Annotated in this window: 26 protein-coding genes; 5 read left to right on the top strand and 21 right to left on the bottom strand. The window is 50.5% G+C overall.

The window, feature by feature from the left end; translation table 11 throughout:
• Positions 1-49 precede the first annotated feature (49 nt).
• The 5 genes from MHI45_RS20555 to MHI45_RS20535 all read left to right on the top strand — a co-directional run bounded on the left by MHI45_RS20555 (position 50) and on the right by MHI45_RS20535 (position 6,062).
• The gene (locus MHI45_RS20555; protein ID WP_341119347.1) at positions 50-2,284 is read left to right on the top strand and encodes a TPM domain-containing protein; all 2,235 of its coding nucleotides are present in this window, start codon (positions 50-52) and stop codon (positions 2,282-2,284) included.
• Positions 2,285-2,648: 364 nt separating this feature from the next.
• Positions 2,649-3,833, top strand: coding sequence for an acetyl-CoA C-acetyltransferase (locus tag MHI45_RS20550; RefSeq protein ID WP_340895275.1), 1,185 nt, complete (start codon positions 2,649-2,651; stop codon positions 3,831-3,833).
• Between the two features lie 33 nt (positions 3,834-3,866).
• On the top strand, positions 3,867-4,607 hold the full coding sequence (locus MHI45_RS20545; RefSeq protein ID WP_340895278.1) for an acetoacetate decarboxylase: 741 nt from the start codon (positions 3,867-3,869) through the stop codon (positions 4,605-4,607).
• A gap of 137 nt (positions 4,608-4,744) precedes the next feature.
• Positions 4,745-5,413, top strand: a complete 669-nt coding sequence (locus tag MHI45_RS20540; protein ID WP_340895280.1) for a CoA transferase subunit A — start codon at positions 4,745-4,747, stop codon at positions 5,411-5,413.
• Positions 5,406-6,062 carry a 3-oxoacid CoA-transferase subunit B gene (locus tag MHI45_RS20535; protein ID WP_340895281.1) on the top strand — a complete coding sequence of 219 codons (657 nt, stop codon included), beginning with the start codon at positions 5,406-5,408 and terminating at the stop codon, positions 6,060-6,062. Before MHI45_RS20540 ends, MHI45_RS20535 begins: the two co-directional genes overlap by 8 nt.
• 103 nt (positions 6,063-6,165) lie before the next feature.
• Here the strand turns inward: MHI45_RS20535 and MHI45_RS20530 are convergent, their stop codons facing one another.
• The 21 genes from MHI45_RS20530 to MHI45_RS20430 all read right to left on the bottom strand — a co-directional run bounded on the left by MHI45_RS20530 (position 6,166) and on the right by MHI45_RS20430 (position 26,589).
• Positions 6,166-6,972, bottom strand: a complete 807-nt coding sequence (locus MHI45_RS20530; protein ID WP_340895283.1) for a formate/nitrite transporter family protein — start codon at positions 6,970-6,972, stop codon at positions 6,166-6,168.
• A gap of 434 nt (positions 6,973-7,406) precedes the next feature.
• Positions 7,407-8,507, bottom strand: coding sequence for a toxic anion resistance protein (locus MHI45_RS20525; protein WP_038585067.1), 1,101 nt, complete (start codon positions 8,505-8,507; stop codon positions 7,407-7,409).
• A gap of 11 nt (positions 8,508-8,518) precedes the next feature.
• Positions 8,519-9,181, bottom strand: a complete 663-nt coding sequence (locus MHI45_RS20520) for a hypothetical protein (protein ID WP_341119346.1) — start codon at positions 9,179-9,181, stop codon at positions 8,519-8,521.
• An 82-nt stretch (positions 9,182-9,263) separates the two neighbouring features.
• Positions 9,264-10,319, bottom strand: a complete 1,056-nt coding sequence (locus MHI45_RS20515) for an ATP-grasp domain-containing protein (RefSeq protein ID WP_341119345.1) — start codon at positions 10,317-10,319, stop codon at positions 9,264-9,266.
• A complete protein-coding gene (locus MHI45_RS20510; protein WP_038585059.1) occupies positions 10,316-11,149 on the bottom strand; it encodes an HAD family hydrolase in 834 nt (277 codons plus the stop codon). Before MHI45_RS20510 ends, MHI45_RS20515 begins: the two co-directional genes overlap by 4 nt.
• Positions 11,146-12,306 carry a cysteine protease StiP family protein gene (locus tag MHI45_RS20505; protein WP_341119344.1) on the bottom strand — a complete coding sequence of 387 codons (1,161 nt, stop codon included), beginning with the start codon at positions 12,304-12,306 and terminating at the stop codon, positions 11,146-11,148. Before MHI45_RS20505 ends, MHI45_RS20510 begins: the two co-directional genes overlap by 4 nt.
• Entirely contained in the window at positions 12,290-13,603 is a 1,314-nt protein-coding gene (locus MHI45_RS20500) for a phosphoribosyltransferase family protein (RefSeq protein WP_340899644.1), read from the bottom strand. The genes MHI45_RS20505 and MHI45_RS20500 overlap by 17 nt, the downstream gene beginning before the upstream one ends.
• A gap of 76 nt (positions 13,604-13,679) precedes the next feature.
• Entirely contained in the window at positions 13,680-14,888 is a 1,209-nt protein-coding gene (locus tag MHI45_RS20495; RefSeq protein ID WP_340895291.1) for an HpcH/HpaI aldolase/citrate lyase family protein, read from the bottom strand.
• Positions 14,889-15,101: 213 nt separating this feature from the next.
• Positions 15,102-15,854, bottom strand: coding sequence for a TerC family protein (locus MHI45_RS20490; protein ID WP_038585053.1), 753 nt, complete (start codon positions 15,852-15,854; stop codon positions 15,102-15,104).
• Between the two features lie 27 nt (positions 15,855-15,881).
• A complete protein-coding gene (locus MHI45_RS20485; RefSeq protein ID WP_340895293.1) occupies positions 15,882-17,186 on the bottom strand; it encodes a TerD family protein in 1,305 nt (434 codons plus the stop codon).
• Positions 17,187-17,267: 81 nt separating this feature from the next.
• The gene (locus MHI45_RS20480; RefSeq protein ID WP_038585047.1) at positions 17,268-17,849 is read right to left on the bottom strand and encodes a TerD family protein; all 582 of its coding nucleotides are present in this window, start codon (positions 17,847-17,849) and stop codon (positions 17,268-17,270) included.
• A gap of 68 nt (positions 17,850-17,917) precedes the next feature.
• Positions 17,918-18,493: a TerD family protein gene (locus MHI45_RS20475; protein ID WP_038585044.1), complete on the bottom strand. Its 576-nt coding sequence runs from the start codon at positions 18,491-18,493 to the stop codon at positions 17,918-17,920.
• A gap of 30 nt (positions 18,494-18,523) precedes the next feature.
• Positions 18,524-19,120 carry a TerD family protein gene (locus MHI45_RS20470; RefSeq protein ID WP_038585041.1) on the bottom strand — a complete coding sequence of 199 codons (597 nt, stop codon included), beginning with the start codon at positions 19,118-19,120 and terminating at the stop codon, positions 18,524-18,526.
• 123 nt (positions 19,121-19,243) lie between these two features.
• Entirely contained in the window at positions 19,244-19,690 is a 447-nt protein-coding gene (locus MHI45_RS20465; RefSeq protein ID WP_076111584.1) for a tellurite resistance TerB family protein, read from the bottom strand.
• A 155-nt stretch (positions 19,691-19,845) separates the two neighbouring features.
• Positions 19,846-20,568, bottom strand: coding sequence for an amino acid ABC transporter ATP-binding protein (locus MHI45_RS20460; protein ID WP_341119831.1), 723 nt, complete (start codon positions 20,566-20,568; stop codon positions 19,846-19,848).
• 15 nt (positions 20,569-20,583) lie between these two features.
• Positions 20,584-21,231 carry an amino acid ABC transporter permease gene (locus MHI45_RS20455; RefSeq protein WP_038585035.1) on the bottom strand — a complete coding sequence of 216 codons (648 nt, stop codon included), beginning with the start codon at positions 21,229-21,231 and terminating at the stop codon, positions 20,584-20,586.
• Positions 21,232-21,323: 92 nt separating this feature from the next.
• Entirely contained in the window at positions 21,324-22,139 is an 816-nt protein-coding gene (locus tag MHI45_RS20450; protein WP_340895299.1) for a transporter substrate-binding domain-containing protein, read from the bottom strand.
• 254 nt (positions 22,140-22,393) lie between these two features.
• Positions 22,394-23,269 carry an N-carbamoylputrescine amidase gene (gene aguB / locus MHI45_RS20445; protein WP_038585030.1) on the bottom strand — a complete coding sequence of 292 codons (876 nt, stop codon included), beginning with the start codon at positions 23,267-23,269 and terminating at the stop codon, positions 22,394-22,396.
• 25 nt (positions 23,270-23,294) lie between these two features.
• Positions 23,295-24,323, bottom strand: coding sequence for an agmatine deiminase family protein (locus MHI45_RS20440; RefSeq protein ID WP_340895302.1), 1,029 nt, complete (start codon positions 24,321-24,323; stop codon positions 23,295-23,297).
• A 111-nt stretch (positions 24,324-24,434) separates the two neighbouring features.
• Complete coding sequence (yfcE, locus tag MHI45_RS20435) at positions 24,435-24,977, bottom strand: phosphodiesterase (RefSeq protein WP_340895304.1); 543 nt, start codon at positions 24,975-24,977, stop codon at positions 24,435-24,437.
• A 127-nt stretch (positions 24,978-25,104) separates the two neighbouring features.
• Positions 25,105-26,589, bottom strand: a complete 1,485-nt coding sequence (locus tag MHI45_RS20430; protein WP_340895306.1) for a glutamate synthase subunit beta — start codon at positions 26,587-26,589, stop codon at positions 25,105-25,107.
• Positions 26,590-26,628: the final 39 nt, after the last annotated feature.

Raw genomic sequence — 26,628 nt, 5'->3', positions numbered from 1 at the left:
ATCAGCATAATATACTGAACAATAGTCCTATAGATCGGAGCGTGCCAGTTTGAAAAAATATATTTCCTTGTTCCTGATCATCAGCCTGCTATGGATGCCAAGTATCTATGCGGCAGCGATTCCCGCTCAGCAGGGACTGGTTACCGATGAAGCCGGCCTGCTCTCGACGCAGGAGGCGGCAACTGTTGCCGCAATTGCTGAGGGAGACCGCTATACCATCCGGGTGCTGACTGTCGATTCTTTGGATGGCGCCGAGCCTGGCGCCTATGCCACTGACGTCTATGATTCCTGGGGCCTGACGCCGCAGGATGTTCTCCTTCTGATCTCTGCCGGAGACCAGAGAGTTGAACTGAACTTCAAGAATCCGGGCCTACAGGGCTATATCAACTCCTGGTCTCAAGCTCAAGGCGGAGCCTTGGATACCGCAGCCATCACGGGGCTGCTGGACACGTATTTTAATCCTTATGCCCGGGAAGGGGATTTTGCCGGGGGAATCCGTTCCATGATTCAGAAGCTGCACTCCTTCGGCGGCACTGGCAGCAGCAGCGGCACTGGCGGCAGCAGCAGCGGCAGCAGCCCAGGCCTTGGGCTGCTGAAGATGGCCGGCATTGTCATTGGGATAGCGCTGCTGGCATTAGTGCTGTATGTGCTGTTCACCGGCCTGCGCAGACGGGGGCAGCTCTGCAGCCAGCAGGAGCAGCTGGCCGACTTGCTGGTCCGGGCGAACCGGGCGCTGGAATCCCTGCAGCCGTTCCAGGGAATTGTTCAAGGCAAGACGGGAGAAATGGTCGATGGAATCTCCAAGCGGCTGTCTGCACAGCTGGTGGAGATCTCTGCATTGCAGAGCAGCCAAAGCTCGCAGCCTCCCTTCTACCGTCTGAAGGCGCTCAAGACTGCCAGCTCACAGTTGCAGCAGACTGAAACAGCTTTCCGCTCCTCGCTGGAGGAAGAAGAGCAGCACATTGCCGTAATCAGTGATGCTGACCGCAACGTTAAACAGCAGATTACCGAACTGAAGAAGGAAGCGCCTGAATTGAACCTCCAGCTTCAGAGTGCGGTCAAGGAGACCGGCTATGGGCTGCAGGAAATTGCTGATGATCTGAAAGAGCTTGCTGAAGAGACCGCGAAAGCGGATGAGCTGGAGCTGTTCGACCCAATTGCCGCACAGGATATGACCGGGGAGGCGCAGGAGAAGCAGGCGCAGATCGAGCAGGATCTGCAGGATGTCGATACGTATGACGACAAATTTAATGACTTTCCTGGAGTTCTGGCGGCTGCCCGCAGCACAATTGCCGCATTGCTCGAACAGAACTCCCTCCACAATATGAAGGTCAAACCTTATGAGAATCTGGATCAGGCCTCCGCAGCCGCGGCAACACTTGAAGCTCCGCTGCGCAGCGGAGACATGGATGAGGTGCGCAAAATCGCTGCCCGTATGGATACCCTGCTGGGCGATGCCATTGCCATGACAGAGCGCCAGGCCCTGATCCGCCAGAATAACCTGAGGGATCTGGATACGATCCGCAGCCGTTGGAGCGATTTGTCTCAGCGGCGCAATGAGCTGAACAGCCGGATCTCCGAAGCCCGCAGCCGGTTTGCGGAGATCCATCTGACCCATCTTGAGGAGGCAATGGAGACTGCGGGAACACAGCTCCGTCAGGGTGCGGGAGAGGTTCCGCAGATCGAAACCTGGACGAGTGACCAGCGGGGGGAATATGACAATGCCCGCAATAGCCTGGACCAGCTGCTCAAACTTCAGGAAGAAACCGCCCAGAAGTTCGACAATGTCGGCGAGAGTCTCAATATGCTGGGCCAACGCTTAGCTAACGTCACCCGGCTCCTGCCGGAAGGACAGGAGCGTGTGGATACGGTCCAGCGGCGGCTTCAGAGCAAGGGAATCGCCTCCAGAAGCCAATTCCAGCTCTCCCTGATCCCTGAGTATGGTGAACTGGAGCAGCGGCTGTCCATCCGGCCTTATAACCTGGATGAGCTGGAAGCCGTTGCACATGCTTACGAGTCCCAGATTTCTTCCTTCGTGGAGGAAGCGAACCGTCTCGTACGCCAAAAAGAAGAAGAGGAGCGCCTGGCACAGCTGGCCATCCTGCGGGAACAGCAGCGCCGGGAGCAGGCACGCAAGCGTGGCTCCTCTTCGGGCGGCTTCGACGGCGGCAGATCATCCGGCGGTTCCTCTTGGGGAGGCGGCGGCCGCTCGACTGGCGGGTCATCCTGGGGCGGTGGCGGCGGCAAATCCGGCAGAAATTCCTCTGGCGGCTCCAAATGGTAGACAGCGAACATATCTATGCAAAACGCCACCGGCCCGGAATAACTGGCCGGTGGCGTTTTTGACTTGAACTCTTTTTCACTTTTCATTCGTTTTTTCTGAAATAACCAGAAATATCCAGAAAAACAATGAAAATGATAGAACGACTTCATTATATGAGTATACAAGGCCCCATACATATCAATATGTAAATTTATGTATTTATTTGAACATTGAGTAAAATGAACATTAGACTTACGATTGATTTGTTAATTAATTCCAAATAAGGACGAAGGAAGGCGATCAAACTATAACGCTCACTCTCATGCACCGTGGTATATACCCGCATGTAAGTTTCTTAAACACAGTGAAAGGAATGTGAGGACTTGTGAAAAAAGTTGCATTGGTAAGCCCATTAAGAACAGCCGTTGGTTCTTTTAACAACGGACTTTCGTCAGTAAGCGCCTCGGAATTGGGGGCAAACGTGATGACAGCCTGCCTTCAGCAAAGTCAACTAGAGCCTGCATTGATTGATCAAATTTACTTAGGAAATGTCCTTCAAGCAGGCACTGGCCAAAACCCTGCCAGACAGGCGGCATTAAAAGCCGGCATCCCCATTGAAGTACCTGCATCAACAATAAACACGGTTTGCGGTTCAGGGCTTCATGCCGTCGCTTTAGCTTACAACTCTATTTTGGCAGAACAAGGCGGCGTCCTCTTAGCTGGAGGTATGGAGAGCATGTCGAACGCCCCTTATGTACTAAGGAATGCACGAAATGGCTACAAGCTGGGCAACAGTGAATTGATAGACACCGTGGTAGCCGACGGCCTTACGTGTCCCATCAATAAATATCATATGGGAATTACCGCAGAAAACATTGCCGCGAAATATAACATTTCAAGACTTGAGCAGGATGAATTTGCCTATGGAAGCCAGATCAAGGCTATAGAAGCAAAAAACAAGCAGGTTTTTGCAGAGCAGATTGTTCCCGTTCTGACCAAAACTAAAAAAGAGAATATTTGGTTCTCGGAGGATGAACATGTAAGAGGAGATGCAAGCAAAGAAAAACTTTCTAATTTAAAACCTGCATTTAAGACAAACGGATCGGTTACTGCCGGAAATGCCTCGGGGATCAATGATGGAGCGGCGGCTGTACTTGTTATGTCGGAAGACAAATGCGAGGAACACGCGGTACAACCGTTGGCCTATATCAAGGGTTATTCACTTGTCGGCGTTGACCCTGCATATATGGGGATGGGCCCGGTGAAAGCCGTTTCGTCACTTCTTAAGGATCAGGGAATCTCCCTTGATGCCATCGATCTGTTTGAGATTAATGAAGCCTTCGCTGCACAAGCATTAGCGGTAATAAAAGAGCTTGGGGTCAACCCGGAGAAGGTGAATGTCAATGGCGGCGCAATCGCGATTGGACACCCTGTCGGTGCAAGCGGAGCTAGGATATTGGTTACGCTTGCGCATGAAATGGTACGAAGCTCTGCGCGTTACGGCATAGCCTCGTTATGTATCGGAACGGGTATGGGAATCGCGATGCTGATTGAGAATGCACTCATCTAACACTCTTCTACAAGAAAGGGAGATCCGATTGTTATGAATCCACAAGAGATTTTTTCACTGCAGTCCATGCCTGCGGCCAGCGCTAGTTATGGTCGTCCCCCCTACCGCTTCATCGACAGGGAATTTTTTATAATTACCTATGAATCCGATCCCGCTGCGATTAGACAGGCGGTCCCGGAGCCTCTTCAGCCGGATGGAAGCAACACCGTTTCCTATGAATGGATCAAGATGCCTGATTCATCCGGTCTAGGAAGCTACGAGGAGAGCGGTATTGTCATCCCGTGTACCTTTCAGGGGGAACCCTGCAATTTTGTTGCTCAAATGTATTTGGATAACGCACCCGCTATTCTTGGAGGACGTGAAATTTGGGGTTTCCCCAAAAAATGGGCGAATCCCCGCCTGAGTGTTGAAGGTACTGAAACGCTGACTGGTACATTACATTATAACCATGTCCTGGTGGCCATGGGAACCATGCCTTTCAAACATAACATTCTCGACGAAAAGGACACGGCTACAGCCATCGCAAAAACCCAAGTGAATCTAAAATTAATTCCCGATGTTGATGGTACCCCTAAAATTGCGCAGTTAGTGGCGTACAATCTCGAGAATATTACAGTAAAGGGCGCCTGGTCAGGGCCGGCCCGGCTAAGTCTGATCCCCCACGTCCATGCTCCTGTGGCAGATTTTCCTGTTAAGGCGTATATCGGCGGCAAACATTTTATTGCCGATTTAACGCTGCCATACGCAAGAGTCATTCATGATTATCTCCAGTAAACTTTGCTTTCCAAGTGGAAACGGCTACGCCGTCCTTTTAAAGGACGGGGTGTTTCAGCAAGAAATAGAAGGATAATATATAGCGTGAAACATATAAATTCTATATTTTCAAAAAAATATACAAGGAGTCTGAAACCATGAACAACAAATTAATCTCCGCAGAAGACGCCGTTAAGAAGGTCAAAGACGGAGACACGGTGATGGTCGGCGGTTTTCTGGCCGGAGGCCATCCGGAACAGTTGGTGCGTGCGCTTGTCGAGACCCATTCCGCCGGTAATCTCTCCATTATTTCCAATGATACTGGCACCACGGAATTATCTATATATAAGCTTGTAAAAAGCGGCAGAGTCAAGCGGATTTGTGCATCCTATATCGGCTCCAATCCGGAAACGGGAAGACTCCTTATGACCAAAGAAGCTGAGGTAAGCCTCTTCCCGCAAGGCACGTTAGCTGAAAAAATACGTGCAGGAGGAGCAGGCTTGGGCGGTGTTTTAACACCTGTAGGTGTAGGTACCATTGTAGAGGAAGGCAAAAGGAAAATAGATATTGACGGAAAGGAATATCTACTCGAACTGCCGCTCAAAGCGGACGTGGCGCTAATCAGAGCCCATAAGGCAGATGAAGCGGGCAATCTTGTGATCAACGGCTCCTCACGCAACTTCAATTTCGTTATGGCTATGGCGGCAGATTATGTAGTTGCCCAGACAGACGAATATGTAAAGCTCGGGGAGATTGATCCCAATCATGTCAACGTACCCGGAATATTTATCGACGCCATTGTAAAGGTAGGGGATACGCATGAATAACCGAGAATTCATTGTGAGAAGAATCGCCCAGGAATTCAAAGACGGCGATGTGGTCAACCTGGGTGTTGGCATGCCTACCATGGCAGTAAACTATATTCCCGATAATGTTCATATTATGCTGCAGGCTGAGAACGGAATCCTTGGTGTTGGCCCCAAAGCCACAAAAGAACAAGAAAATATCGATTGTATTGATTCTGGCGGAAGTTATGTTACAACAATCGCAGGAGCTTGCTATTTTGACAGTGCGCTTTCATTCTCCATCATCCGTGGAGGGCATGTGGACATCACCGTCTTGGGTGCCTTGGAGGTAGATGAGAACGGCAACCTTGCAAGTTGGATGATTCCAGGAAAAAAAGTGCCGGGCATGGGGGGAGCTATGGATTTGGTAGTCGGGGCCAAGCGTGTCATTGTAGCCATGGACCATGTGAACAAAGATGGGGAACCGAAAATATTAGAACATTGCAAGCTGCCCCTGACTGCTGTAAATGTTGTGCAAACCATTGTAACCGAAATGGCTGTCATCGATGTGATTCCGGGCACAGGGCTGATGCTGAAGGAAATTGCGCCGGGTCTGTCGGTGGAAGACGTTCAAAAGGCAACCAGGGCAAAGTTGTTGATCTCGCCAAACTTGAAGGCCATTGCCGTTTAAGCAAAACGGTAACCTACGGTATTTGGCTAATTCCAAACTCCGCCGTCCCAAAAAAACCAGCCCGCCCTCCCTAATCTGGGGAAGCGGGTTGGTTGGTCTTCGGTTAATGCGTATCCTTAGGCTTGTCCTGCTCCTCGTCCAGAAACGGCTTGTTTACATAGTAATACATTACACCCATCAATACACCGCCGCCAATCAGATTCCCGATGGTGACAGGCACCAGATTGTGCACCACACCACCCCAAGAAATCGTACCGGGATGATCCAGCACCAGTGCAATCGCAAAGGTACACATATTGGCTATGCTGTGTTCATATCCGGAAATAAAGAAGCAGAATACGAACAGAACCATGGCGAACATTTTAGCCCCGTCGCTTTTCATGGACATCGGAACAAAAAACGCCAGACAGACCAGCCAGTTACACAGGATGGCTCTGAAGAACAGCTCAGACGCCGGAGCCTCCATCTTATGGGCGACCACATTCAGCAGAAAACCGTTGACGCTGGAATCGTAGAACAGTCCGGTCAAAAAAATCAGCAGCGCAAAGGCCGCAGCTCCAAGAATATTGCCAAGATAGCTGACGGTCCACATCCGCACAACTTCGGTCCACTGCATCTTGCGTCTTAAGGCAGCATACGTGTAATAAAATGTATCCCCAGTGAACAAATCGCCTCCGCCGTAGGAGATCAGGATGATGGCCGCGCCAAACGTAATCGCAGCCATCGGATAGGTCATCGGTGATTGCTCCATGTAGAAGAAGTTGCCCGTCTTGAACGCTACAATTACGCCGAATCCGATAAACATACTAGCCAGCATTGCTCTGGCGATATAACGCAATATGCTTTGCCGATAAATCTTCTGTTTCTTCAGCGCCAATTTCTCAACCTGCAGCAGTGCCTCGTTCTCCATATGACCTCCGCTTAAAGCTTGTATTTTCCGCGATGATGGCAGGCTGATACAGCCTCCTGGGGTATTATACCCAATAAACCGCTGGAAATTGCTTGAATCACAGAGCGTCAATATATTACAAATTTTCTTTAGTGAGAATCCGTTGCCGCTGTGCTAGCTGCCGTCATCCGGATCATTCAGCTTGGCAATGGCTTCCGCCTTTTCGCTGCTGGCTACGACAATAAGCACAAATATCAGGCATCCCAGAATCATCCGCAGTTCCTCACTTCCTCCATATGTTGCCTTAGTGACAACTTATGTAGGGGAGTGCTCTATTATGAATGCTCCTTAAGCTGCTAATATCCGAGGATGAACCGCTATGCGCACAAAAAAGCCCGCTGAACCATCCAGCAGGCTAGAACAAAATAGCTGTTTATCTATACTCGGATAAGGCGTCAGTTCAAGAAGCTACTCAGCTCGCTGTCGCTGCCTGCTTGCTTCAGCGCTTGCGGCTGCGAGGCTTCGTTCAGCCCGAGACGGTTGTTCAGCTGCGTGTTGATTGTCGTCATTTTGGACGTATAATCCTGGCAGCTTTCGATAATCCGGCGGTTGGATTGCTCGGAGGTATCCAAGGCACTGAGCAGATCGCCGATGGCCTGATTCACTGCCTCCAGCGACATGGAAGGCTTGGACAGCAGCTCTGTCGTCTTCTCGGTCGTGGTGCGCAGCAGACGCGCATTCTCCTTGAACTGGTCCTCAATCGTCTTGTTCGTCGCTTCCACGGCGGAAATGACATTTTCCTGATCGGCCAGGGACATTGCAATCATCGCGGATACGGTGATCAGATTTGACGTCTTGTCAATCGCATTGTTAACCGAATCAATCAGCTTATCATTGTTGTCATTGATGATGTCCGTAGCGGCAATGGCCTGATTATAGAGCAGAATCATCTCGGTCATGGACTGGATCCGCACCATGACCTTGCGCAGACCCCGCTCCAGATAAGCCTTGCGGAATTCATTCTCCGGTTTGGCGATTTCCACCTCGAACAGCTCCTTCAGCTTGTTGCCAAAGGCAATCTTGGTCTGCAGGTTGTAGATTTCGTCCATGGAGGTGCGTTTCAGCTGCCGCATGTTGACAATACTTTCTTCAAGCGTATCACGTCCGTCCCGCAGGCCGGTCACGATGGCATCGATATTGGTACGTACGGACTGATATTTGTAGACATAATTCTTGAGCGGACTCTTGCGCAGCATTTTGCCAAAAAAGCTGACATTTTTGCTCTGCTGCAGATTCTCGCATTCATTGCGCAGCTTCATAATCATATTCGGCACTTCGACGCGTTTGCCGGACATCAGATCATTGACCGGCCGATCCAGCAGTTTCAGGGTTTGTCCCGCTTTTTCCTGCGTCTTCACCCCAAGCTTGCCGATGTCATCCATTAAGGAATCCAGTGCAACGGTATCGGTCTTGGCTACCTTCTCAATTAATTGGGAAGCTTCTGCAACTACCTTCTGCTCATCTTCTTTTTTGAGCTCTATCAACTGCGTGGACATGGGTTTCCCTCCTATAATTCGGAACTGCTGTACCGCTGATGAATCAGTTCCGCCTTGGTCTGAAGTTCCATCAGGTCTTTATGCTCGATCGTAGAGGCGATCTCCGTAATTTTGGAATCGACATCCCGCAGACCGTTCAGCAGCATTCTCCGATTTTTCGTTTTGGCCTCACCGCCCAGCCGCAGGAAAGGATTGATGACCCCGTTCAAGTCCTTCAGCACCAATCTGCGAACCGTGTGGTTGATCTCACCGTTGCCCAGCTCCTGAAGCAGCGGAATGATCCGCAGGAGCCTGGCGATCAGTGCCAATGATTTCTCGACAATTTCATTGTCGAGCGTATCCTTCTGACCCTCCGAAATAATCATATCCTCCAAAATGCTGAGATACTCCACCACCGGAGCGAATTCCGCTCCGATCCTGACCTCAGCCTGTCCTCTGCCGGACAAAGGGGGGTGTCCTCCCGTTTCCGGTCCTGCAGATGTTGCCCGGATCACTTCAGGATTGCCCGCAGCAGAAGCCGGGGCGATCGCTGCCGGCTCCTGCCCGGCCGGAAGTACCTCCGCCGGCAGGTTAGTTCGTGAGCGCTTGCCTCCAAGCAGCCCGATAGCAGCTCCGGCAACCGGGAACAGCAGAGAGAGCAGCTCTGGCAGGAAAGCGCTCGTCAGCAGAGCCACAACATAGCCGGCTCCTGCATACAACAATACTTTTGATTTCGAATAAATTGTCCTCACCTCTTGTGAGCGTGTGAAATCACACTCAATTCACGGGATCCGTAATAGCGGATTCATCGTGTATTCTCATGATCATAGGCTGCTCTATATGGCTGGCCAATATATCACCGGCGAACTCGGCAGGCTGAACCTCGCCGCCAAGCGCGCTTTTAACCGCCAGATAAGGGAAGTTGATACCAGTCAGACAAGAAACATGCAGCCCGCCGGACATCCGGGGGTTAATCTCCAACAGCTTGGGAACTCCGCCGCCGTATTTCATTTGTATATTGTAATTATAAGGGATCTGATAGGTTTCGGCGACACGCTTCGCAATATTCTCCAGTTCGGGAATATGCTCCATGACCCGCAGCCGCCCGTTGTCCTTACGGCGCGGCACGGCGGCAAGCAGCCTGCCGTTCTCGTCCGCCAGACAGTCGATACTGTACTCATACCCTTCCAGAAGCTCCATAACCATCAGGGCAGGAAACGAATCTACTCCGGAAAGGACGCGGTAAGCCTCATCAAACGAAATATGCTGCGTCACATAACCGAAGAGCTCCTCTATAGGGCTGCGACTGTTATTAATGATCCGAAAGCCAAGTCCGCCTTCTGTTTCGGTAGGCTTGAAGCAGACCTCATGCCCTTTGGCCACAAGATCCTCGTAAGCCGCCTTGAATTGTTCCGCTGTATCAACGACATGATAATCGGGAATTTCCATTATTCCGCTATCCTTAACTTTGCTATAGAACTTGCCTTTATCCAGAATCATCTCCAGCAGGTCCAAATCGCGGCAGACCAGCACTTTCGTGCCGATGGCATCGAACATTGCAGCATGCCGGGCGATATCCATCATATGCAGACGCGGGATGAAAATATCAATCTCATTGCGGCGGCAGAAATCAACACAGAACTGCACGTATTCGATCCCTTCCAGAGCAGGTTCAGTTCCTGCAACGTCAGCGCCTTGCAGCGACATATGCCGGATATCGGGGTGGGTAGCAAAGATTTGAACAGGAATGCCGTCCTCATTATTCCGTATGAGATTCATATAATGAAAAGCCACGGAGAACCAGCGGTTGAAATAAATATTTACCTTTTTCATTGCGGCCCAACTCCCAATGTCGTTAGATTGTTATAAATCTTCTGAACATACTGCATAATTTCTTCCCCGGCATGGACGCCCGACAGCTCTGTAAAGGGATAGTTCAATTCTACTAGAGTGGCCTGCTGCTCGGCAAATATTTCCCCATGCCTCGGGGCAATGGCATAATCCGCGCTCTCCAGCAGACATTTATCCAGCAGGGAATCCCCCGAAGCAACCATCGGCTCCGAATGAACCGTGCGGCGCACATGAACAATCGCATCGCTTTTGTTCACAGCCTCCGGCACTACATACAGCTTACGGCCCTGCAGGGAAACCTTCCAGCCCAGCCCAAGCAGACGTTCTGCCAGATGGTTAATCTCATCCAGGGGCAGGAGATCGCGGTACACCATAAATGTATAGAACAGCTCATCGCAATAACGTTCGTTGATAATCCATTCCGGACGAACCACTGATCGTACAAGCTTTCCCACTTCTTCGGCGGCAGCTGAATTGCGTTCCACCAGCCTGCCGATCAATGCCCGCCACTGCTGATCTACCACTCCGCGAACCAGAATGTTGCCACCGTTGCTGGTGACGGCATAATCCGGAATAATCGTCTCCTGGAACAGGTTAATCCGCTTATACTCCGCAATAGTCCGCGTAGTCACTGGCATAAAAATGATACTTGCGGTGAGCTCCTTCAAGCGTTGCAGTGCTGCGTGTGAAATATAGGAGACCGTTTTGCCGTCAATAATTTCAGCCGGTACCAGTCCCGGTGAATCCTCCGGAACAAGCAGCGCGCCCAGGGAATAGATCAGGGTACGGTCTAAATCGCTGGCGTAAATCAATCGCTTTCCCCTCCTTTCAGCGGCTGGATAATTCCGCAGCAGGAATAGGTAAGCCCGGGATACACTTCTACCGGAACCCCCCGCTCCTCCGCCAACAGCAGAATGTGGCGCAGATTCGGGTTATCCATAGTATCGACAAGAATTTTCCAGGGTACTCTGCGCAGCAGCACACGCGTCGTCTCTCCCACGCCCGGCTTGACCAGATTGATGTTATCAATGCCGAACGTTTCCTGAATACTCTGGACATCACGCATTCCCTGCCAGGTAATCTCCGGCGGCGCTTTCAGCATGCCTGCAGCGATTGCCGCAGCATCTGCGGTTACGAAAGCGAAATGGGGGGTGATCGCTTCGATAAACACATTGGAGAGGTCACTGTCCAGCCATTCCCTATAGAATTTCGCACCATGGAACTCCTCCGGGCCGATCAGATCCTCCCGCAGCACCGTACGGCTTATGAGTCCCGACACCGTCGAATTCAAGCAGGCGCTTGGGATCAGATAATCCTCCCTGGTCCCGAAGGTCTGCGAACAGCTTCCCGGATCCGCAAGTACAGCAAGATCGTCATTCAGCGCAATCCCGTATTTCTTATAGAAATCGGCACAGGATCCAATAAGCACCTGGGTGATTGCGCCTTTGCCCGTCCAGCCGTCAATAAACTGCAGATTGGCATCCGCACCATGCTGCTGCAGCATGTAGAGAATTGCGTTCTCATCCATGCCTTTGCCGCGGATAATCGAGATGCTGTAGTGCGGCAGATCCACGCCGTACCGTTCGGCAATATAGCGTTTAATCAGTACGCCAATCGGCGTTCCCGCTCTGGCCAAGGAGACCAGCACCGTATGGTCTGTACCCCGCCGGGATACGATCAGCTCGGAGACAACCGCAACCGCCTGCGCGACCTTTACCGCAGAGTGCCGGAGTGTCTCCTGAAACAATGCAATATACGGCTCCGTCGGCTGGTATTCCACAGGAAGCATCTCCGAATAGCTCACCCCGGACTGGATGGCTTTCTCCCGCTCCGCCGTACCCAGCTCCAGGGAAACATTACTGAGATCCTTAAGCAGAAAACGAACATCTGATGGAGGATAGCTGCCAAGCGGAACCGGAGGGGCTATTCTTTTGCTCATGATCGTTTCTCCGCTATCCGTTCCCTTCATCAGCGGGCACCTCCACTTCCAGTTCAGGGCCCAGTACAATCAGATGCACCTTGTTGCCGGCCAGTCCCTTCAAAATATCCATCATCGGCTCAATCCGTCTATGGGGTACATCCCGCTCCAGCAGCACGAAAATATCACCATATTGGCCGGGGTCCACATTGTAGATATAATTCGTAATCCCCGTGTCTGTGGCCGATGGATAAGCAGCCGCGCTATGCACGCCATAATCCGGCCGGCGATCCGGATGAATCGGGCTGCGGGTAGACGACTGATAGGCAACCCCTTCCCCCAGTTCGGCCGCAATCCGCATAGGCAGATACATAAATTCACCGACACCCATCACCAGGGCAGAGGGGCTCTCGCGCAGTTTGCGAAGCTGCGCCGCCACCTGTGCTGCGCCCTTGTCGATCCAGACATTATCCTCCGAGCTAAGGCCGAAGCGGCCGCTAAGCTTCAGATACGGCGAAGTGTTGATTTCCCCGCGTGAGTCGGTAGAGCTTACTGCCAGCCGCTCCAATCCGTCCCGGATATACGTAGTCACAACAGGCGCCTCACGGGCTGGCTTCTCCTGTCCTTTACCGGCTTCAGCATCCAGCATAGGCGTCCCCTTCACATCAATACAACCCTGCAGCAGAGACAACGCCTTAATCTGAATCCCGAGCTCCTGCTCCAGATCACGGTAAGCCTGAATATGCCCTTCGCTTCTCCAATCCAGCAGGGAAGCTACTACGTATTCCTTGCGAGGGAACTTAGACTGGATATCCCGGATCGTGTTGATCGCCGTATTACCGGTCGTAATTTCGTCATCTACGAGCACAATCGGCTCTTCTCCAGACAACAGGGCGGTGTCCAGGGCATAACAGAGATGATCAACCGCATGGGAATGCTCTTCTTCAAAGCTGATAATTGACGCCATCTCCGGAATGTCTTCACGGGTGGTATGAATATATGACGCGCCTCCGGCAAAAATGTTGTACATGCTATGACCCAGCGCCGTAGCAGTCTCGGCAAAACCTACAAAAACGACCGGCTGCGGAAGCACCAGCTGAGCGGCCAGCAGCTCATGATAGGCCTCCTCTGCCTGGAGGGGGTGAATGAGGCCGTGAACCGCCGCATTCAGCAGCTTGTCCATCGGCTCGTTGGCGGCAGCCTTAGCCCCGCCGTTCATTTCCCGGTACAAAAGCAGCCCTAGCGCAGCTCCGCTAAGCAGTGGCGTATAGGGCATTACCGGAATATGCTTGCCGAGCACCTTGCTGACAAAGAGAAAGGAACGCTTTTTATTGATCCGTGCAGCCATGGAGAATAAAGCTTCAACCGGCATATCAAAGGGGTTGGATGTTTCGGTTACCGTAACCTGCAGGTTCTGGACGATATTAAACGTGTGTATATTCGTTCTCGGGTAGAAGTAAGGTAAAATGCTGTTGTTCATGTAACACCCCGTATATTTGAGATCGTAGTAAAATACGTCTTGCCCAGTTCAGATGTGGCTTAATTTCATTCATTTTGTTGTAGTATTCGCTCTTGAATACTCCACGGCTGCCATCGTTGCTCTCTACAATGCTTAGTGCATCCACATATTCCTCATGCATCACTGTATACATGGCCTGCACGGGTCTTAGATGGGAAGGATGAATAATCGTCTTACCGACAATCCCGTTTTCTTTATCCAGAATCACTTCACGGATCAAGCCGTCCATGGCGCTGGAATTATAATTGCGCTGCATCTCCCGGCCCTGCCTGCCGAAGGCATCCTCAAAGGCAGTCTGACGCAGCTGCGGGCGGAGCCCCTGCTGTCTTTTGCCGGCAAAATACTCCCAGACCGGTCCTGAAATGACATACCCCTCATCCACCCGGCCAAAGACATTAATAATGTCCGATATACAGTCGCGGATCGGCATCAAATCATAAATGCTGATATCTGGACTGCGGCGCAATCCGAACAGACTGGAGAAATCAGTCGCTCCGATTCGGACATTCAGCACATAATCACGGTAGTCGCCAAGCAAATTACGGATGGCCAGCAAGCTGTCCGTCCGGGTCTCCCGGTAAATAATCGGGGCGCTTTCCAGAATCGGCATGCCATACAGCACAGGGGCAAGATAGCTGCGTGAGCTGTTATAATCGGCAATCGCCTCAAAGTACTCCACACCATTGTCCACTGAGAACTTGGGGAAGACAAAACCAGTGAGCATTGTAATAAACGATCCCAGCCGGAAAATCAGCTTCTGCAGCTGCTCTGGATTGCGGACGCGGATAAATAGCAGGGGAAGACTATTTCGGGGATCAGGCTCATTCTCGGCATAAGCCGACAGAAAGGAAAGATGCCTTACCACTGACTCTTCAGCGTAATCAACCTCTCCATCGCCTATCGCATCCTCCAGATCAATTATGACCGTCACCAGCCCCGCAGCTCTGAGCTTCAGAATATCCTCAGCCACAGTGGACCGGGTAGCCGGCATATAGAGGGCGGCCCCAACAGCGTAAGCCAGCAGTTCCTTGCTTGTAGTATGGTTAAATGAAACAGGCGGAGAGTAGAATAATGACGTTTCTTGCTCTTGCGTCAGGTAATCGAAGTATCTCAAAGGCCTTCCCCCTTATAGTTTTGCAAAGCGGAGCAAAACAAATAGCCTCTCCTTATAGAGAGCTGCAGAACCGGCTATGCCGTCCTCTCGGGGACGGCTTCCGGCTCTCTCAAATACAAGCAAAGGCCATGCTATTCCATATACGATTACCCGGGATAAAAGGGAGTCTCACCTTCCCTGTGAGGGTCCTCTTTATCCTATGAAACCTTGAAATTACGCGTTTCTGTTCATTTCTTTCTTTTTCTTTCCGGAACTGTACAGAATGGTCCCCACAAAGACCGCAATCAGAATGGTGAAGAAAATGAAATGCGGCATTTCAAATCCGAACGCTCCAGCAAGCATTTTGCCTGCAATCAGGGCAATTAACAGGAACGCCGTCTGCTCCAGTTCAGGGAACTTGGCAATGAGCTTCAGGAACACCTGCGCCACACCCCGCATCATCAGCACGCCGAGGATACCGCCCAAGAAAAGTACCCAGACTTTGTCGCTCAACCCGAAGGCAGCTACCACGCTGTCAATACTGAACGCAATATCCATCAATTCAACCAGCAGTACAGTTTTCCAGAAAGAGGTGCCTTTGTGTTCTTTCCCTTCTTCACCTTCGCCGGATTCATTTCGCTTGAATAATCCTTTATAAGCGATATAAAAGAGATATAATGCCCCAAGGACTTTGACGAGCGTAAACTTAATCAGGAATGTCCCTAATCCGATCGCCAGGAATCTAAAGAGGTAAGCTCCCAATATCCCGTAAAACAACGCCTTCTTCTGCTGTTCTTTCGGCAAATGCTTAACCATTACCGCAAGCACAAGCGCATTATCTGCCGATAGCAGCCCTTCGAGCAAAATCAAGCTCCCGATAATCCCCCAGCTGACCGGGTCAGAGAGCGTTCCTACAATGTCGCTCCAAGAGAAAAAGTGCCCATAATTCTCGCTGATACTTCTAAAAAAATCACTGAACCAATCCATTTTGCTTGCGCCTCCGGAAAAATTAAATTATTTACTACCCGCTACCCAGCGCAGTCCCCAGCCATAGGCCTGATCCATCTCCTGATGGCCGCTGAAATATTGCACAAGCCGTTCAATGCTGAATGTATCGCCTACGTTCCGGATCAATGCAATAGCGCACATGCCCTTCCGGTTGTTATGCTCGTCCAGATTCACAATAATCTCCGGACCCCCAGCCTGAGTGATGGTGACAACTCCATCGGCTTCAGACCAGTGCGTAACCCCCTTGTAAATAAATGAAAAGATTAAAATTCGTTCTATTTCCGCAAGCTTACTTCCGTTTATACGCAAGTTCTCGCCGGATGTTACGGTGCCTGTCCGGTCATCGCCATCGAGCACCACATAAGGCGGCTGCTGAAGATTTCCAAAAGCATTTCCCAGCGCTTGAACGACTCCTTTGCGGCCATTCTTCAACTCGTACAGGCAAGCGAGATCCAAATCCACGCCCCCTTTACGGCTGAACAACCCACCGCCTTGCTTCTGATTCCAATTCAGATTGATGAGCACTTCTCCAAGACCGGCAGCTGATTTCTTCAAATTTATGGAATCGCCCTTTTTCTTCAGCTCAATCTTCTTGAGATTGAGATTCAGAGGCGGCGCAGAAGCCTCTTCAATCTTCGATGGTGCAGGCGGTACAACTGGCGGAATACTCCGGGATTCTTGCACAGGCGGTACGGATGGCCGTACCATTTCCGGTGCAGGACCTTTCTGCGGTTCATGGAGTTCAGGAACCGGATCATCTTCGACCTCAATTCCATAGTTAGCGCACAAGGCTTTAAGTCCGCCGTTAAATCCAGCCACAATAGCACTGAATTTCCACTCACCGCCATATCTATATAATTCTCCTACTACAACAGCTGTTTCCACAGAGAAATGATTTTCAAGATTACAGCGCAAAATCTCCATACCCGTCGCCCGATCCAGAATCCGGCAATGGGCCTCGCTCATCTGCCCGAACATTTGATTGCGGTTTTCGCCATCGTACAGTGTAATTGCAAATGCAATCCTCATCGTCTGAGCAGGAATGGTATCCAGCTCGATTTCAAAGTGTTTAAGACCGCTTGATTTGGTACCGGCTACATCCTTATATCTGATGTACGCCGTAGATGGATTGTTGTAAAAGATCAGATCTTCATCGCTACGCACTTTGGCTTGTTCTCCAAGCAAAAATGCAGAGGCATCAATTTCCATAGAGGATGGAGCCTGCCAGCCAATCTCCACGATAATAGAGCGAAGCCCGGGATTTGCTTTGGTCAGGTCTGCCTTCTGGCCCTTAACCACTTCAATATTCATTCTTAAGCCACCTTTGTAAATGGATAAGAGTATAAAAAGGGCAGGATCGAAGAGATCCCGCCTTTCAAGCCTTTGAAGCTGTTATTGCGCGTCCAGTCCATAGTTTCTGCATAGAGCACTTAGGCCGCCGGCAAATCCGCTTCCAATTGCCTGGAATTTCCAATCGGCACCATGCCGGTAGAATTCACAGAATACAACAGCTGTCTCCGTTGAGAAATCTTCACCCAAATCATATCGCAGCACTTCGCGATCGCTGGAAGCGTCCACGACACGAACAAATGCATTGGACACCTGTCCAAAGTTCTGTGCCCGTGCATCACAATCATAGATCGTTACCGTGATCCCGATACGCTGAATATGTGCAGGAACTTTGCTGAAATCAACAATGATCTGCTCGTCATCCCCGTCGCCTTCTCCTGTACGGTTATCCCCCGTATAGGTTAAGGAGCCTGCGCCGCCGGTCGGATTATTGTAGAATACAAAGTCGTCCGCCCCTTTGGCCTTGCCGTCTTCATGCAGCAGGAACGCTGAAGCATCCAGGTCAAAATCCTTGCCGCCACTGTATTTGTTCGTATCCCAGCCGAGTCCCACCACTACCTTCGTCAGACCCGGATTAGTCTTGGTAAGATCGATCCGTTGTCCTTTAGAAAGACTGATCGTCACTGGCATCAACCCTCTTTCGTGAATGGTTTCATCTAAGGTCTAGATGTCTAGGTTGGCTGCAGTAAATTTTATTGCAGTCCGTAATCGCGTGTCAGACCGGCAAGACCGTCTTTGTAGCCTGCGCCGATAGCATTAAATTTCCACTCTGCGCCGTGACGGTACAGTTCACCAACTACCACGCCCGTTTCAACGGAGAAATCTTCACCAAGGTCGAAGCGGATCAGCTCCTCATTGTTCTCCTCGTTGACGATACGCACATAAGAACGGGATACTTGTCCAAAGTTCTGGCTTCTGGACTCCGCTTCATAAATGGTAATGGTAAAAGCAACCTTCTCCACATCAGCAGGGATGTTCTTCAGATCCACTTCAATCACTTCATCATCGCCATCACCTTCACCGGTACGGTTATCGCCGGCATGAACAACAGAAGCATTCTCATTCTGCTTATTGTTGAAGAAGATGAAGTTGCTTTCTTTCCCAACTTTACCTGCAGCATTTGTCAGAAAGACGGAAACGTCGAGGTCAAAATCCTTGCCGCCATCGTATTTGTTGGTATCCCAGCCGAGGCCGACTTTGATTTTGGACAATCCCGGATTGCTTTTAGTCAAATCGATCTTTTGCCCTTTGGATAAATTAATTGCCATAGTTATTAAACCTTCTTTCCGAAATTAGATTTAAATGTATCGTTCAGCCAATTGATTGATATGTGCGGCATGGGCACCTTCACCGATTGCGGCAAATTTCCATTCTTCGCCGTGCCGGTAAAGCTCCCCGCAGATCAGCGCCGTAAAGCCTGTGTAATTGTCGGTCAGATTAAACCGGATCAGCTCGGCATTTCCGGCAGCATTGATAATGCGGATATACGCCGATTTGATCATGCCGAAATCCTGCTTGCGGTTCACGGCATCATAAATGTTAACTACTACAAGTACCTTGTGCACATCGGAAGGGATCGCCTTCAGATTGACATTGATTTGTTCATCGTCCCCGTCACCATCACCCGTCAGGTTATCCCCGGAATGAACAACGGAATTGTTCGGATTCTGCTTGTTGTGAAAGCATACCAAATTCATCTTGCTGGTCAGCTTACCATTCTCGCTCAGCAGCAGCGCCGAAGCGTCGCAGTCCACATTCGCCTGTTTCTTCGCACCGAAGAACCCGCGGGCAGGTTCGGCAGGGTCCCAGCCCAAACCTACAATAACGTTAGCCAGCCCGGCATTTCCTTTAGTTAAATCAATCTTCTGTCCTTTTACCAAATTAATTCCAGCCAACTTTACGTACCTCCGTTTCCGAAAAGAATCACAGCCTGTAAGTCTAGCATTTTGGATGTTATACCACTCATACGGGAAAAAAACCAATCCGTTTCATCCGGTTAATGGATATTTGTTCCTGTCTTAGAGACTGAATTCGCTTGGACTTAGTCCCAGTACACTGCAGATATTCCGCACAACCGCTTTCTCATGCTCATCAAAATCACCGTCTGCTGCACCGATAGCCGAACACACACCAACAATTACGCGTCCAATTTCCGGCTTGCTGCTGAATTTAGCAATAGCTTTGAGTGCTTCCTGTTTGCCGATTTCCGGGGAAAACTCAAAATTGCTTACGTAGAAATTGAACTGGGCAATGACATCTCTCATGTCAAACACTTTGAGTTCATTGCTGAGATTCATATACCCCGCCATTTTGTTCTTTTCGGTTTCTTCAATCTTGCCATCAGCCGCCGCAACCAGCGCGCAGCCTGCAACTACCGCGTTCATGAAATCTTTATTTTTAAATTTCTTAACTTGTTCGGTTAACCCGCTCTTTGTTGTATTCAACCAATTTTTAAATGTGCTCATCGTATTCTCCTTCTATCATTATAGAGTATGATAAATAAAGATATCCCAGAGCCTCCTCTCCTTCTATTCGACAGATATTCTTAGTATTTGTCGATCCGTAAGTTTACTATTCTAATATAACCGATAGAAAAACAATATTCTAGTTTGCCACAATTTCACAGTACTTTCGACAAAAATTCCTTAGTTCTTTCATGTGAAGGATTGCCAAACAACTGTTCCGGGATACCCTCCTCAACCACCACGCCCTGTTCCATAAAAAGTACACGATCGCCTACTTCGCGCGCAAAACCCATCTCATGCGTGACTACAACCATCGTCATACCTTCACGGGCCAAATCCTTCATTACCGCCAGCACCTCACCGACCATTTCCGGGTCCAGCGCCGATGTCGGCTCATCGAAGAGCATAATCTTCGGCTCCATCGCCAGCGCCCGGGCAATTGCGACCCGCTGGGCCTGCCCGCCCGACAGGGATGCCGGATACATTTCCACCTTCTCGCTTAAGCCGACCTTTTGCAGCAGTTCCAGCGCCTTCTGCCGCGCTTTGTCCGCAGGCCATTTACGAACCTGCATCGGGGCCAGCATAATGTTCTCAATGACCTTCTTGTGCGGAAACAGATTAAATTGCTGAAACACCATGCCAACCTCTGTACGGATATCGTTAATTCTTGTACTTTTGGCCATCAAGGAAGTTCCTTCAATGATGACATCACCCTCTTGCGGCTCCTCCAGCAGATTAAGGCAGCGTAAAAAGGTCGATTTTCCCGAACCCGATGGCCCGATTACCACCACAACCTCCCGGCCGTGGATATCCACGTTAATATCGCTCAGCACCTGATGGGCACCGAATGATTTATGTAAATGCCGTACCGAAATAATAGGCTTCATATAAGGTTACACCTTCCGTTCAATATAATTGAGCAGCTTGCTGAGTGAATAGGTAAGAATGAAATAGATAAAGGCAGCGGTCAAATAAGGCTCCCATATCCGCAAGTATTGGCCTTTCATCGTATTGCTCCAGTACATAATCTCTGGGGCGGCAATAAGCGCAAGCAAGGAGGAATCCTTGACCAGGACAATAAATTCATTCCCGAACGCCGGAACCATCCGTTTGATCGCCTGCGGCAGAATGATAAAACGCATCGCCTGCCATTTGCTCATTCCAAGCGACAACGCGGCTTCCCGCTGCCCAGGATCGATCGACTGGATACCGGCACGAAAAATCTCGGCGGAATAGGCGGCAGAATTCAGCGAAAGCGCGACAAATGAGGTCATCAGGACGTTGGTCGTGCCGTAAAAAAGTGGAATTACCCCAAAATGCACGATCAGGATCTGTACATACAGCGGTGTGCCACGAAAGAAGTTAATATAGGAATGGAACGGCCAGCGGAAATACCATTTCGGAGCCATTTTGCCGAAGCCCATCCCCAAGCCCAGGATCGAGCCGCAAAGAATAGATACAATAGATACTCCAATTGTGAATAACGTTCCCTTCAGTAAGACCGGCAAATAATGAACGATGATGTCGAATCTGAAGTCCATAGAATTCTTCCCTTCTCTTCTGCTCTAAATTTCAAAAAAAGAAGCATGCGCAATAGCAATCATTACGCACGCTTTGTCGTCTCCCTGCTTGCTTACTCCGCGCTAAGAAGAGTGGCTGTATCCGGTTCTTCCCCGAACCAGGTTTTGTAGATCTCGGCATACTTCCCGTTCTCTATAACAGTTTTGATTGCCGGATCCAGTTTGGCTTTCCACTCACTGCCCTTAGGGTACAGAATGCCGTAATATTCGGAACCAAAGTTCTCCTTATCGAGGATGCCCGTTACTTTTTCTTTCGGATTGTTCTTAATGTATTCATTCACGATGGCGATATCAGCCACCACCGCGTCGGCTCCGCCGCCTTTCAGTTCCATCAGCGCTACCGCATTGCTTTCAAAACGTCTCAGCTTGGTGTTGTCGACCCCCATAATCCCGCTCATCAGATCATCGGCCGTTGTAGCCCCTTGTACCGCTACGGTTTTATCTTTCAGGTCCAGCGCATTCTTAATGTCACTGCCCTCTTTAACCATAATCATATTAGTGGATTCAAAGTAGGGGATAGAGTAGTCATAGGTTTCCTTGCGTTCGTCCGTAATGGATACCGAGGATAGACCTGCCTGATATTCCGTGCCCTGCTTCACACTGGAAAGCATCGTGTCCCATCCCGTATTCGTCACTGTATAATCGATACCCGCTTCTTCCATAACCGCCTTGATGAAATCAATGTCAAAACCCTTGATCGTATCCGTGTCCATATACTCCATTGGCGCGTAGCTGGCGTCACTTGCGAATTTGATCGACTCTCCTGCCGCATCTCCGCTTTTGGCATTATTGTTGGAACCACAGCCCACCATAGACAAGACCAAAAATGCTACCAAAGCTGACATTGCCCACTTTTTTCTGATCCCCATTTTCCAATCCCCCACTCATTTTGTAAAATACTTAAGGAGATTTTAACAGATCACTGTGGTGATGACAATTAACTTTTCTCAAATGTGTAATGTTATATAACACTAAATTCATAGATTGTAACATTTATCGCTAGACACGACCCTCTTATCTCCCATGAACATGCCATCAAAGCAAAAAAGACACGGCCAAGAGATCATGATTCTCCCTGGCAGTGCCTTTTATTCCATGTTATATACTTCTGTTCAATTATACCTTAAAAGGTTAAGTCCCCATCATACGAAGATATCATTCTGTACAGCTCCGGACGGCGGTCCCGGAAAATGCCCCACTCAATCCGGCCCACTTCCAACGCATCCAGATCGAATTCGCTGACCAGTACCGTCTGCTCATCCCGCCCGGCTTCGACGATTTTGTTGCCCTGCGGGCCGGCAATGAACGAGGAGCCGTAGAAGTTAATGCTGGAATCCTCATCAATTTCCTCGCCGATCCGGTTGGAGGCCACGACAGGAATCAGATTCGCCGCCGCATGGCCCAGCATGCAGGTCTGCCAGTGATCTTTGGAATCAATGGATCCGTCCTGCGGTTCTGAACCGATGGCTGTCGGATAGAACAGAATCTCCGCGCCCATTAGACTCATGACTCTGGCGGCTTCCGGGTACCACTGGTCCCAGCAGACGCCGACACCGATCTTGGCATAGCGGGTATTCCATACCTTAAACCCGGTATCCCCCGGATTGAAATAGAATTTCTCTTCATAGCCGGGACCGTCAGGAATATGGCTCTTGCGGTATTTGCCCAGCACCGTGCCGTCGGCATCAATTACCGCCAGCGAGTTGTAACGGGCATAGTTCTTTTTCTCGTAGAAACTGATCGGCAGCACGACTTGCAGCTCTTTGGCCACAGCCTTGAAATGATTCACTGCTTTATTCTGCTCCAGCTCAGTAGCGTAGACGTAATAATCAGATTTCTCCTTCTGGCAGAAATACGGGGTTTCGAACAGCTCCTGCAGCAAAATAATCTGCGCGCCTTGAGCCGCTGCTTCTCTGACCAGACTGTCAGCCTTGCGAATATTCTCATCAATGTCGCCGGAACAGCTCATTTGTGTAGCGGCTACTTTTACTTTTCTCATGATTCTGTCCTCCCTAGCGAGTAAATTACTTTGCAGCAGGCATCTGTTGGGTCGTGCAGTGCACGTTTCCGCCTTCGCCGATGACCGCCATACCGTTTACCGTACGGATTCTGCGGTCCGGGAATAAGGCAGCCAGACTCTGCTCCGCCAGCTTATCTGTCTCGGAAGCCGTCCCGCCGAATATCGGCAGTATAATGCCGCCGTTGACGAAATAGAAATTCAAATAGCTAAGCGTCAGGCGGCTGTCCTCATAGTCCACACGGGGCGGCTGCTGAATCTGGATAATCTCCAGCTTCCGGCCTTTGGCATCCACCGCATTCTCCAGAATACGGAGATTCTCCTGAGTGATGCCGAAGTTCTCATCCTGCGGGTCGCCGCAGACCTGAATGATGACTTTGCCCGGAGCGGCGAAGCAGGCAATATTATCTACATGGCCGTCAGTCTCGTCACCGCTGAGGCCGCGCTTCAGCCAGATGATCGACTCGGTGCCGGTATATTTCCGTACATATTCTTCAATGTCTGCCCGGCCCAGCTCCGGATTGCGGTTCGTGTTCAGCAGACATTCCTCCGTGGTGATCAGTGTGCCTTCACCATCGGTATGGATAGAGCCGCCTTCCATTACCAGCGGTGCGTCAAAACGTTTCATCTTCAGCTGCTCCAGAATTTGCGGAGCCACCTCATCATCCAGATCCCACGGCGAATATTTGCCGCCCCAGGCGTTAAATTTCCAGTTCACACCGGCGAGCACGCCGTCTTCACCTAGAACAAACGTCGGCCCGTTATCACGCAGCCAGGCGTCATTATGCCGGATCGGCAGCAGCGTTACATTCGCCCCGAGTTCCAGTTCCTCTACCATCCCCAGATCGTCCGGATTGACAACTACGGTAACCGGCTCGAACTCAGCAATGGCACGGATGATTTCGGCATAGCCGTCACAAACGGATTTATGGTTGTCCGGAAAAACCATGGACGCCTGAACCGGCCAGGAGATGAAGGTCCGCTCATGCTTGCCCCATTCCGCCGGCATTGTATAGTTCATATCTTTAGGATACATTTGTTGTTTACCTCTGCTGTTTATATTTGAAGCGGGAAGATCCCTGAAAGCTCCTTACCCATCATACAATAAACCGTCATTACGCTCAATGCCGCGCAGAATAAGGTCACCCTACAGTTTGAGATGCTTAACGACGTTGCCCGTAAAATCTTTAACCGTGAACTCCCCGTTCTCAAGAATTCCGTAGGAATTCGGGTTATTCTTTTTTGGCAGCGAGATTGAGCCTGGATTCAGCACATAGATGCCTTCTTTTATATCGGCTACCGGCAGATGGGTATGTCCTTGGATAAATACATCTCCTTCAGCAAGTGCAGGCAAATGGTCAATGCTGAAGCCATGCCCGTGAGTGGCATAGATTTTCCGGCCTTCGTGGAGAATCAATACATAATCCCCCATCATCGGGAACTCCAGCAGCATCTGATCCACCTCGGCATCGCAGTTACCTCTAACAGCCACCAGAGATTTCCCGTACGCGTTAAGCTTCGCTGCGACTCCCTGGGGATTATAACCGTCCGGCAGTGGATTTCTCGGACCGTGATATAAGAAGTCCCCCAGAATCACTAGCGTATGCGGCTGCTCCTCCTCTACTTTTGCCAAAGCCTGCTCCAGCCAAAATAACGACCCATGAATATCGGAAATAAACATCAGCTTCATCGTATAATCTCCCTTTCTGTTTAACCCGTTTAAATAGCTTATCTTTTATCTTAACTTTCCTTGGCCCCGGAACGCAAAGCGGACGCCCCGCCGGGACGTCCACATGAAGCACCTATCCAAGATATACTTAAGGCAAATTGGAGGCTCCCATCAGGAAGCGGTCGACTTCGCGTGCAGCCTGGCGTCCCTCATTAATTGCCCAGACCACAAGACTCTGGCCGCGGCGGATGTCTCCTGCGGCAAATACACCCTCGACGTTAGTCGCCTGCGCACCGAATTCCGCTTTGGCGTTGGAGCGTTCATCACGTTCTATCCCAAGCTCATTCAGCACCGTTTCTTCCGGACCGGTGAAACCCAGCGCCAGCAGCACCAGCTGTGCCTTAATTACCTCTTCGCTGCCCGGAACTTCTACCGGAACCATCCGGCCCTGCTCATTGCGCGTCCATTCGATGCGCACCGTGTGCAGCTCCTGCACATGTCCGCCGTCATCACCAACAAAACGTTTCGTGGAAACGAGGTAACGGCGCGGATCTTCCTTATACAAAGCAGCGGCTTCCTGCTGGCCGTAGTCCACTTTGAGTACTTTTGGCCATTCCGGCCAAGGATTGTTGGATTGGCGGGTCAATGGAGACTGTGGCATAATTTCCAGTTGGATGACACTGCGGCAGCCGTGCCGGATCGAGGTAGCTACACAGTCGGTGCCGGTGTCTCCGCCCCCAATCACAACTACATCCTTGCCGGCCGCAGACAAATATTCACCGTCAGCCAAATCAGAGTCAAGCAGACTTTTCGTATTCAGCGTCAGAAATTCCATCGCCTGATGGATTCCCCGAAGCTCGCGGCCTTCCAGCGGAAGATCGCGGGCTTGTGTCGAGCCGCTGCAGAGCACGACAGCATCATTATCTTCCTTGAGCTGCGAAGCAGTAATGTCTCTGCCGATTTCGGTCCGGGTTACAAAGGTAATGCCTTCCGCCGCCAGCAAATCCACCCGCCGCTGCACGGTTTTTTTATCCAGCTTCATGTTCGGAATGCCGTAGGTTAGCAGACCTCCGATCCGGTCAGCCCGTTCATATACGGTTACACTATGGCCTGCTTTGTTAAGCTGTGCGGCACAGGCAAGGCCGGCCGGTCCGGAGCCGACTACGGCTACTTTTTTGCCCGTACGGGTCAAAGGCGGCTCGGGAACAATCCAGCCCTCGGTGAATCCTCTATCTACAATCGACTTTTCAATGGATTTAATCGTTACGGGATTACCATGAAGGCCCACGGTACAGGCACCTTCACAAGGAGCCGGACACACGCGTCCTGTAAATTCAGGAAAGTTATTGGTCTTGTGCAGCCGTTTCAGCGCAACTTCCCAATTGCCGCGGTAGACCATGTCATTCCATTCCGGAATGAGATTATGAAGCGGACAGCCGGAGGCCATCCCGGACAGCAGCCGTCCTACATGGCAGAACGGTGTTCCGCAATCCATGCAGCGCGCTCCCTGCTCCCGCAGCTTCTCCTCTTCCAGGGGCACCGAAAATTCATTCCAGTTCTTAATCCGTTCTAAAGGCTCACACTCCACAGGAGTCTGCCGCTGATATTCCAAAAATCCGGTTGCTTTACCCATTCCTGTCATCCTCCGAGTCTCTCTGATTGACCGCCGAAA

Source organism: Paenibacillus sp. FSL H3-0321, from assembly GCF_038002865.1.
Taxonomy (GTDB): Bacteria; Bacillota; Bacilli; order Paenibacillales; family Paenibacillaceae; genus Paenibacillus_AQ.
This window is presented reverse-complemented; position numbering and strand designations above follow the sequence as displayed.

Excerpts from the sequence above, each read along its gene's own strand:
- MHI45_RS20545 (WP_340895278.1), top strand. The coding sequence starts at position 3,867 with ATGAATCCACAAGAGATTTTTTCACTGCAGTCCATGCCTGCGGCCAGC.
- MHI45_RS20540 (WP_340895280.1), top strand. The coding sequence starts at position 4,745 with ATGAACAACAAATTAATCTCCGCAGAAGACGCCGTTAAGAAGGTCAAA.
- MHI45_RS20535 (WP_340895281.1), top strand. The coding sequence starts at position 5,406 with ATGAATAACCGAGAATTCATTGTGAGAAGAATCGCCCAGGAATTCAAA.
- MHI45_RS20530 (WP_340895283.1), bottom strand. The coding sequence starts at position 6,972 with ATGGAGAACGAGGCACTGCTGCAGGTTGAGAAATTGGCGCTGAAGAAA.
- MHI45_RS20525 (WP_038585067.1), bottom strand. The coding sequence starts at position 8,507 with ATGTCCACGCAGTTGATAGAGCTCAAAAAAGAAGATGAGCAGAAGGTA.
- MHI45_RS20515 (WP_341119345.1), bottom strand. The coding sequence starts at position 10,319 with ATGAAAAAGGTAAATATTTATTTCAACCGCTGGTTCTCCGTGGCTTTT.
- MHI45_RS20505 (WP_341119344.1), bottom strand. The coding sequence starts at position 12,306 with ATGAAGGGAACGGATAGCGGAGAAACGATCATGAGCAAAAGAATAGCC.
- MHI45_RS20500 (WP_340899644.1), bottom strand. The coding sequence starts at position 13,603 with ATGGCTGCACGGATCAATAAAAAGCGTTCCTTTCTCTTTGTCAGCAAG.
- MHI45_RS20490 (WP_038585053.1), bottom strand. The coding sequence starts at position 15,854 with ATGGATTGGTTCAGTGATTTTTTTAGAAGTATCAGCGAGAATTATGGG.
- MHI45_RS20485 (WP_340895293.1), bottom strand. The coding sequence starts at position 17,186 with ATGAATATTGAAGTGGTTAAGGGCCAGAAGGCAGACCTGACCAAAGCA.
- MHI45_RS20475 (WP_038585044.1), bottom strand. The coding sequence starts at position 18,493 with ATGGCAATTAATTTATCCAAAGGGCAAAAGATCGATTTGACTAAAAGC.
- MHI45_RS20465 (WP_076111584.1), bottom strand. The coding sequence starts at position 19,690 with ATGAGCACATTTAAAAATTGGTTGAATACAACAAAGAGCGGGTTAACC.
- MHI45_RS20455 (WP_038585035.1), bottom strand. The coding sequence starts at position 21,231 with ATGGACTTCAGATTCGACATCATCGTTCATTATTTGCCGGTCTTACTG.
- MHI45_RS20450 (WP_340895299.1), bottom strand. The coding sequence starts at position 22,139 with ATGGGGATCAGAAAAAAGTGGGCAATGTCAGCTTTGGTAGCATTTTTG.
- aguB (WP_038585030.1), bottom strand. The coding sequence starts at position 23,269 with ATGAGAAAAGTAAAAGTAGCCGCTACACAAATGAGCTGTTCCGGCGAC.
- MHI45_RS20440 (WP_340895302.1), bottom strand. The coding sequence starts at position 24,323 with ATGTATCCTAAAGATATGAACTATACAATGCCGGCGGAATGGGGCAAG.
- yfcE (WP_340895304.1), bottom strand. The coding sequence starts at position 24,977 with ATGAAGCTGATGTTTATTTCCGATATTCATGGGTCGTTATTTTGGCTG.
- MHI45_RS20430 (WP_340895306.1), bottom strand. The coding sequence starts at position 26,589 with ATGGGTAAAGCAACCGGATTTTTGGAATATCAGCGGCAGACTCCTGTG.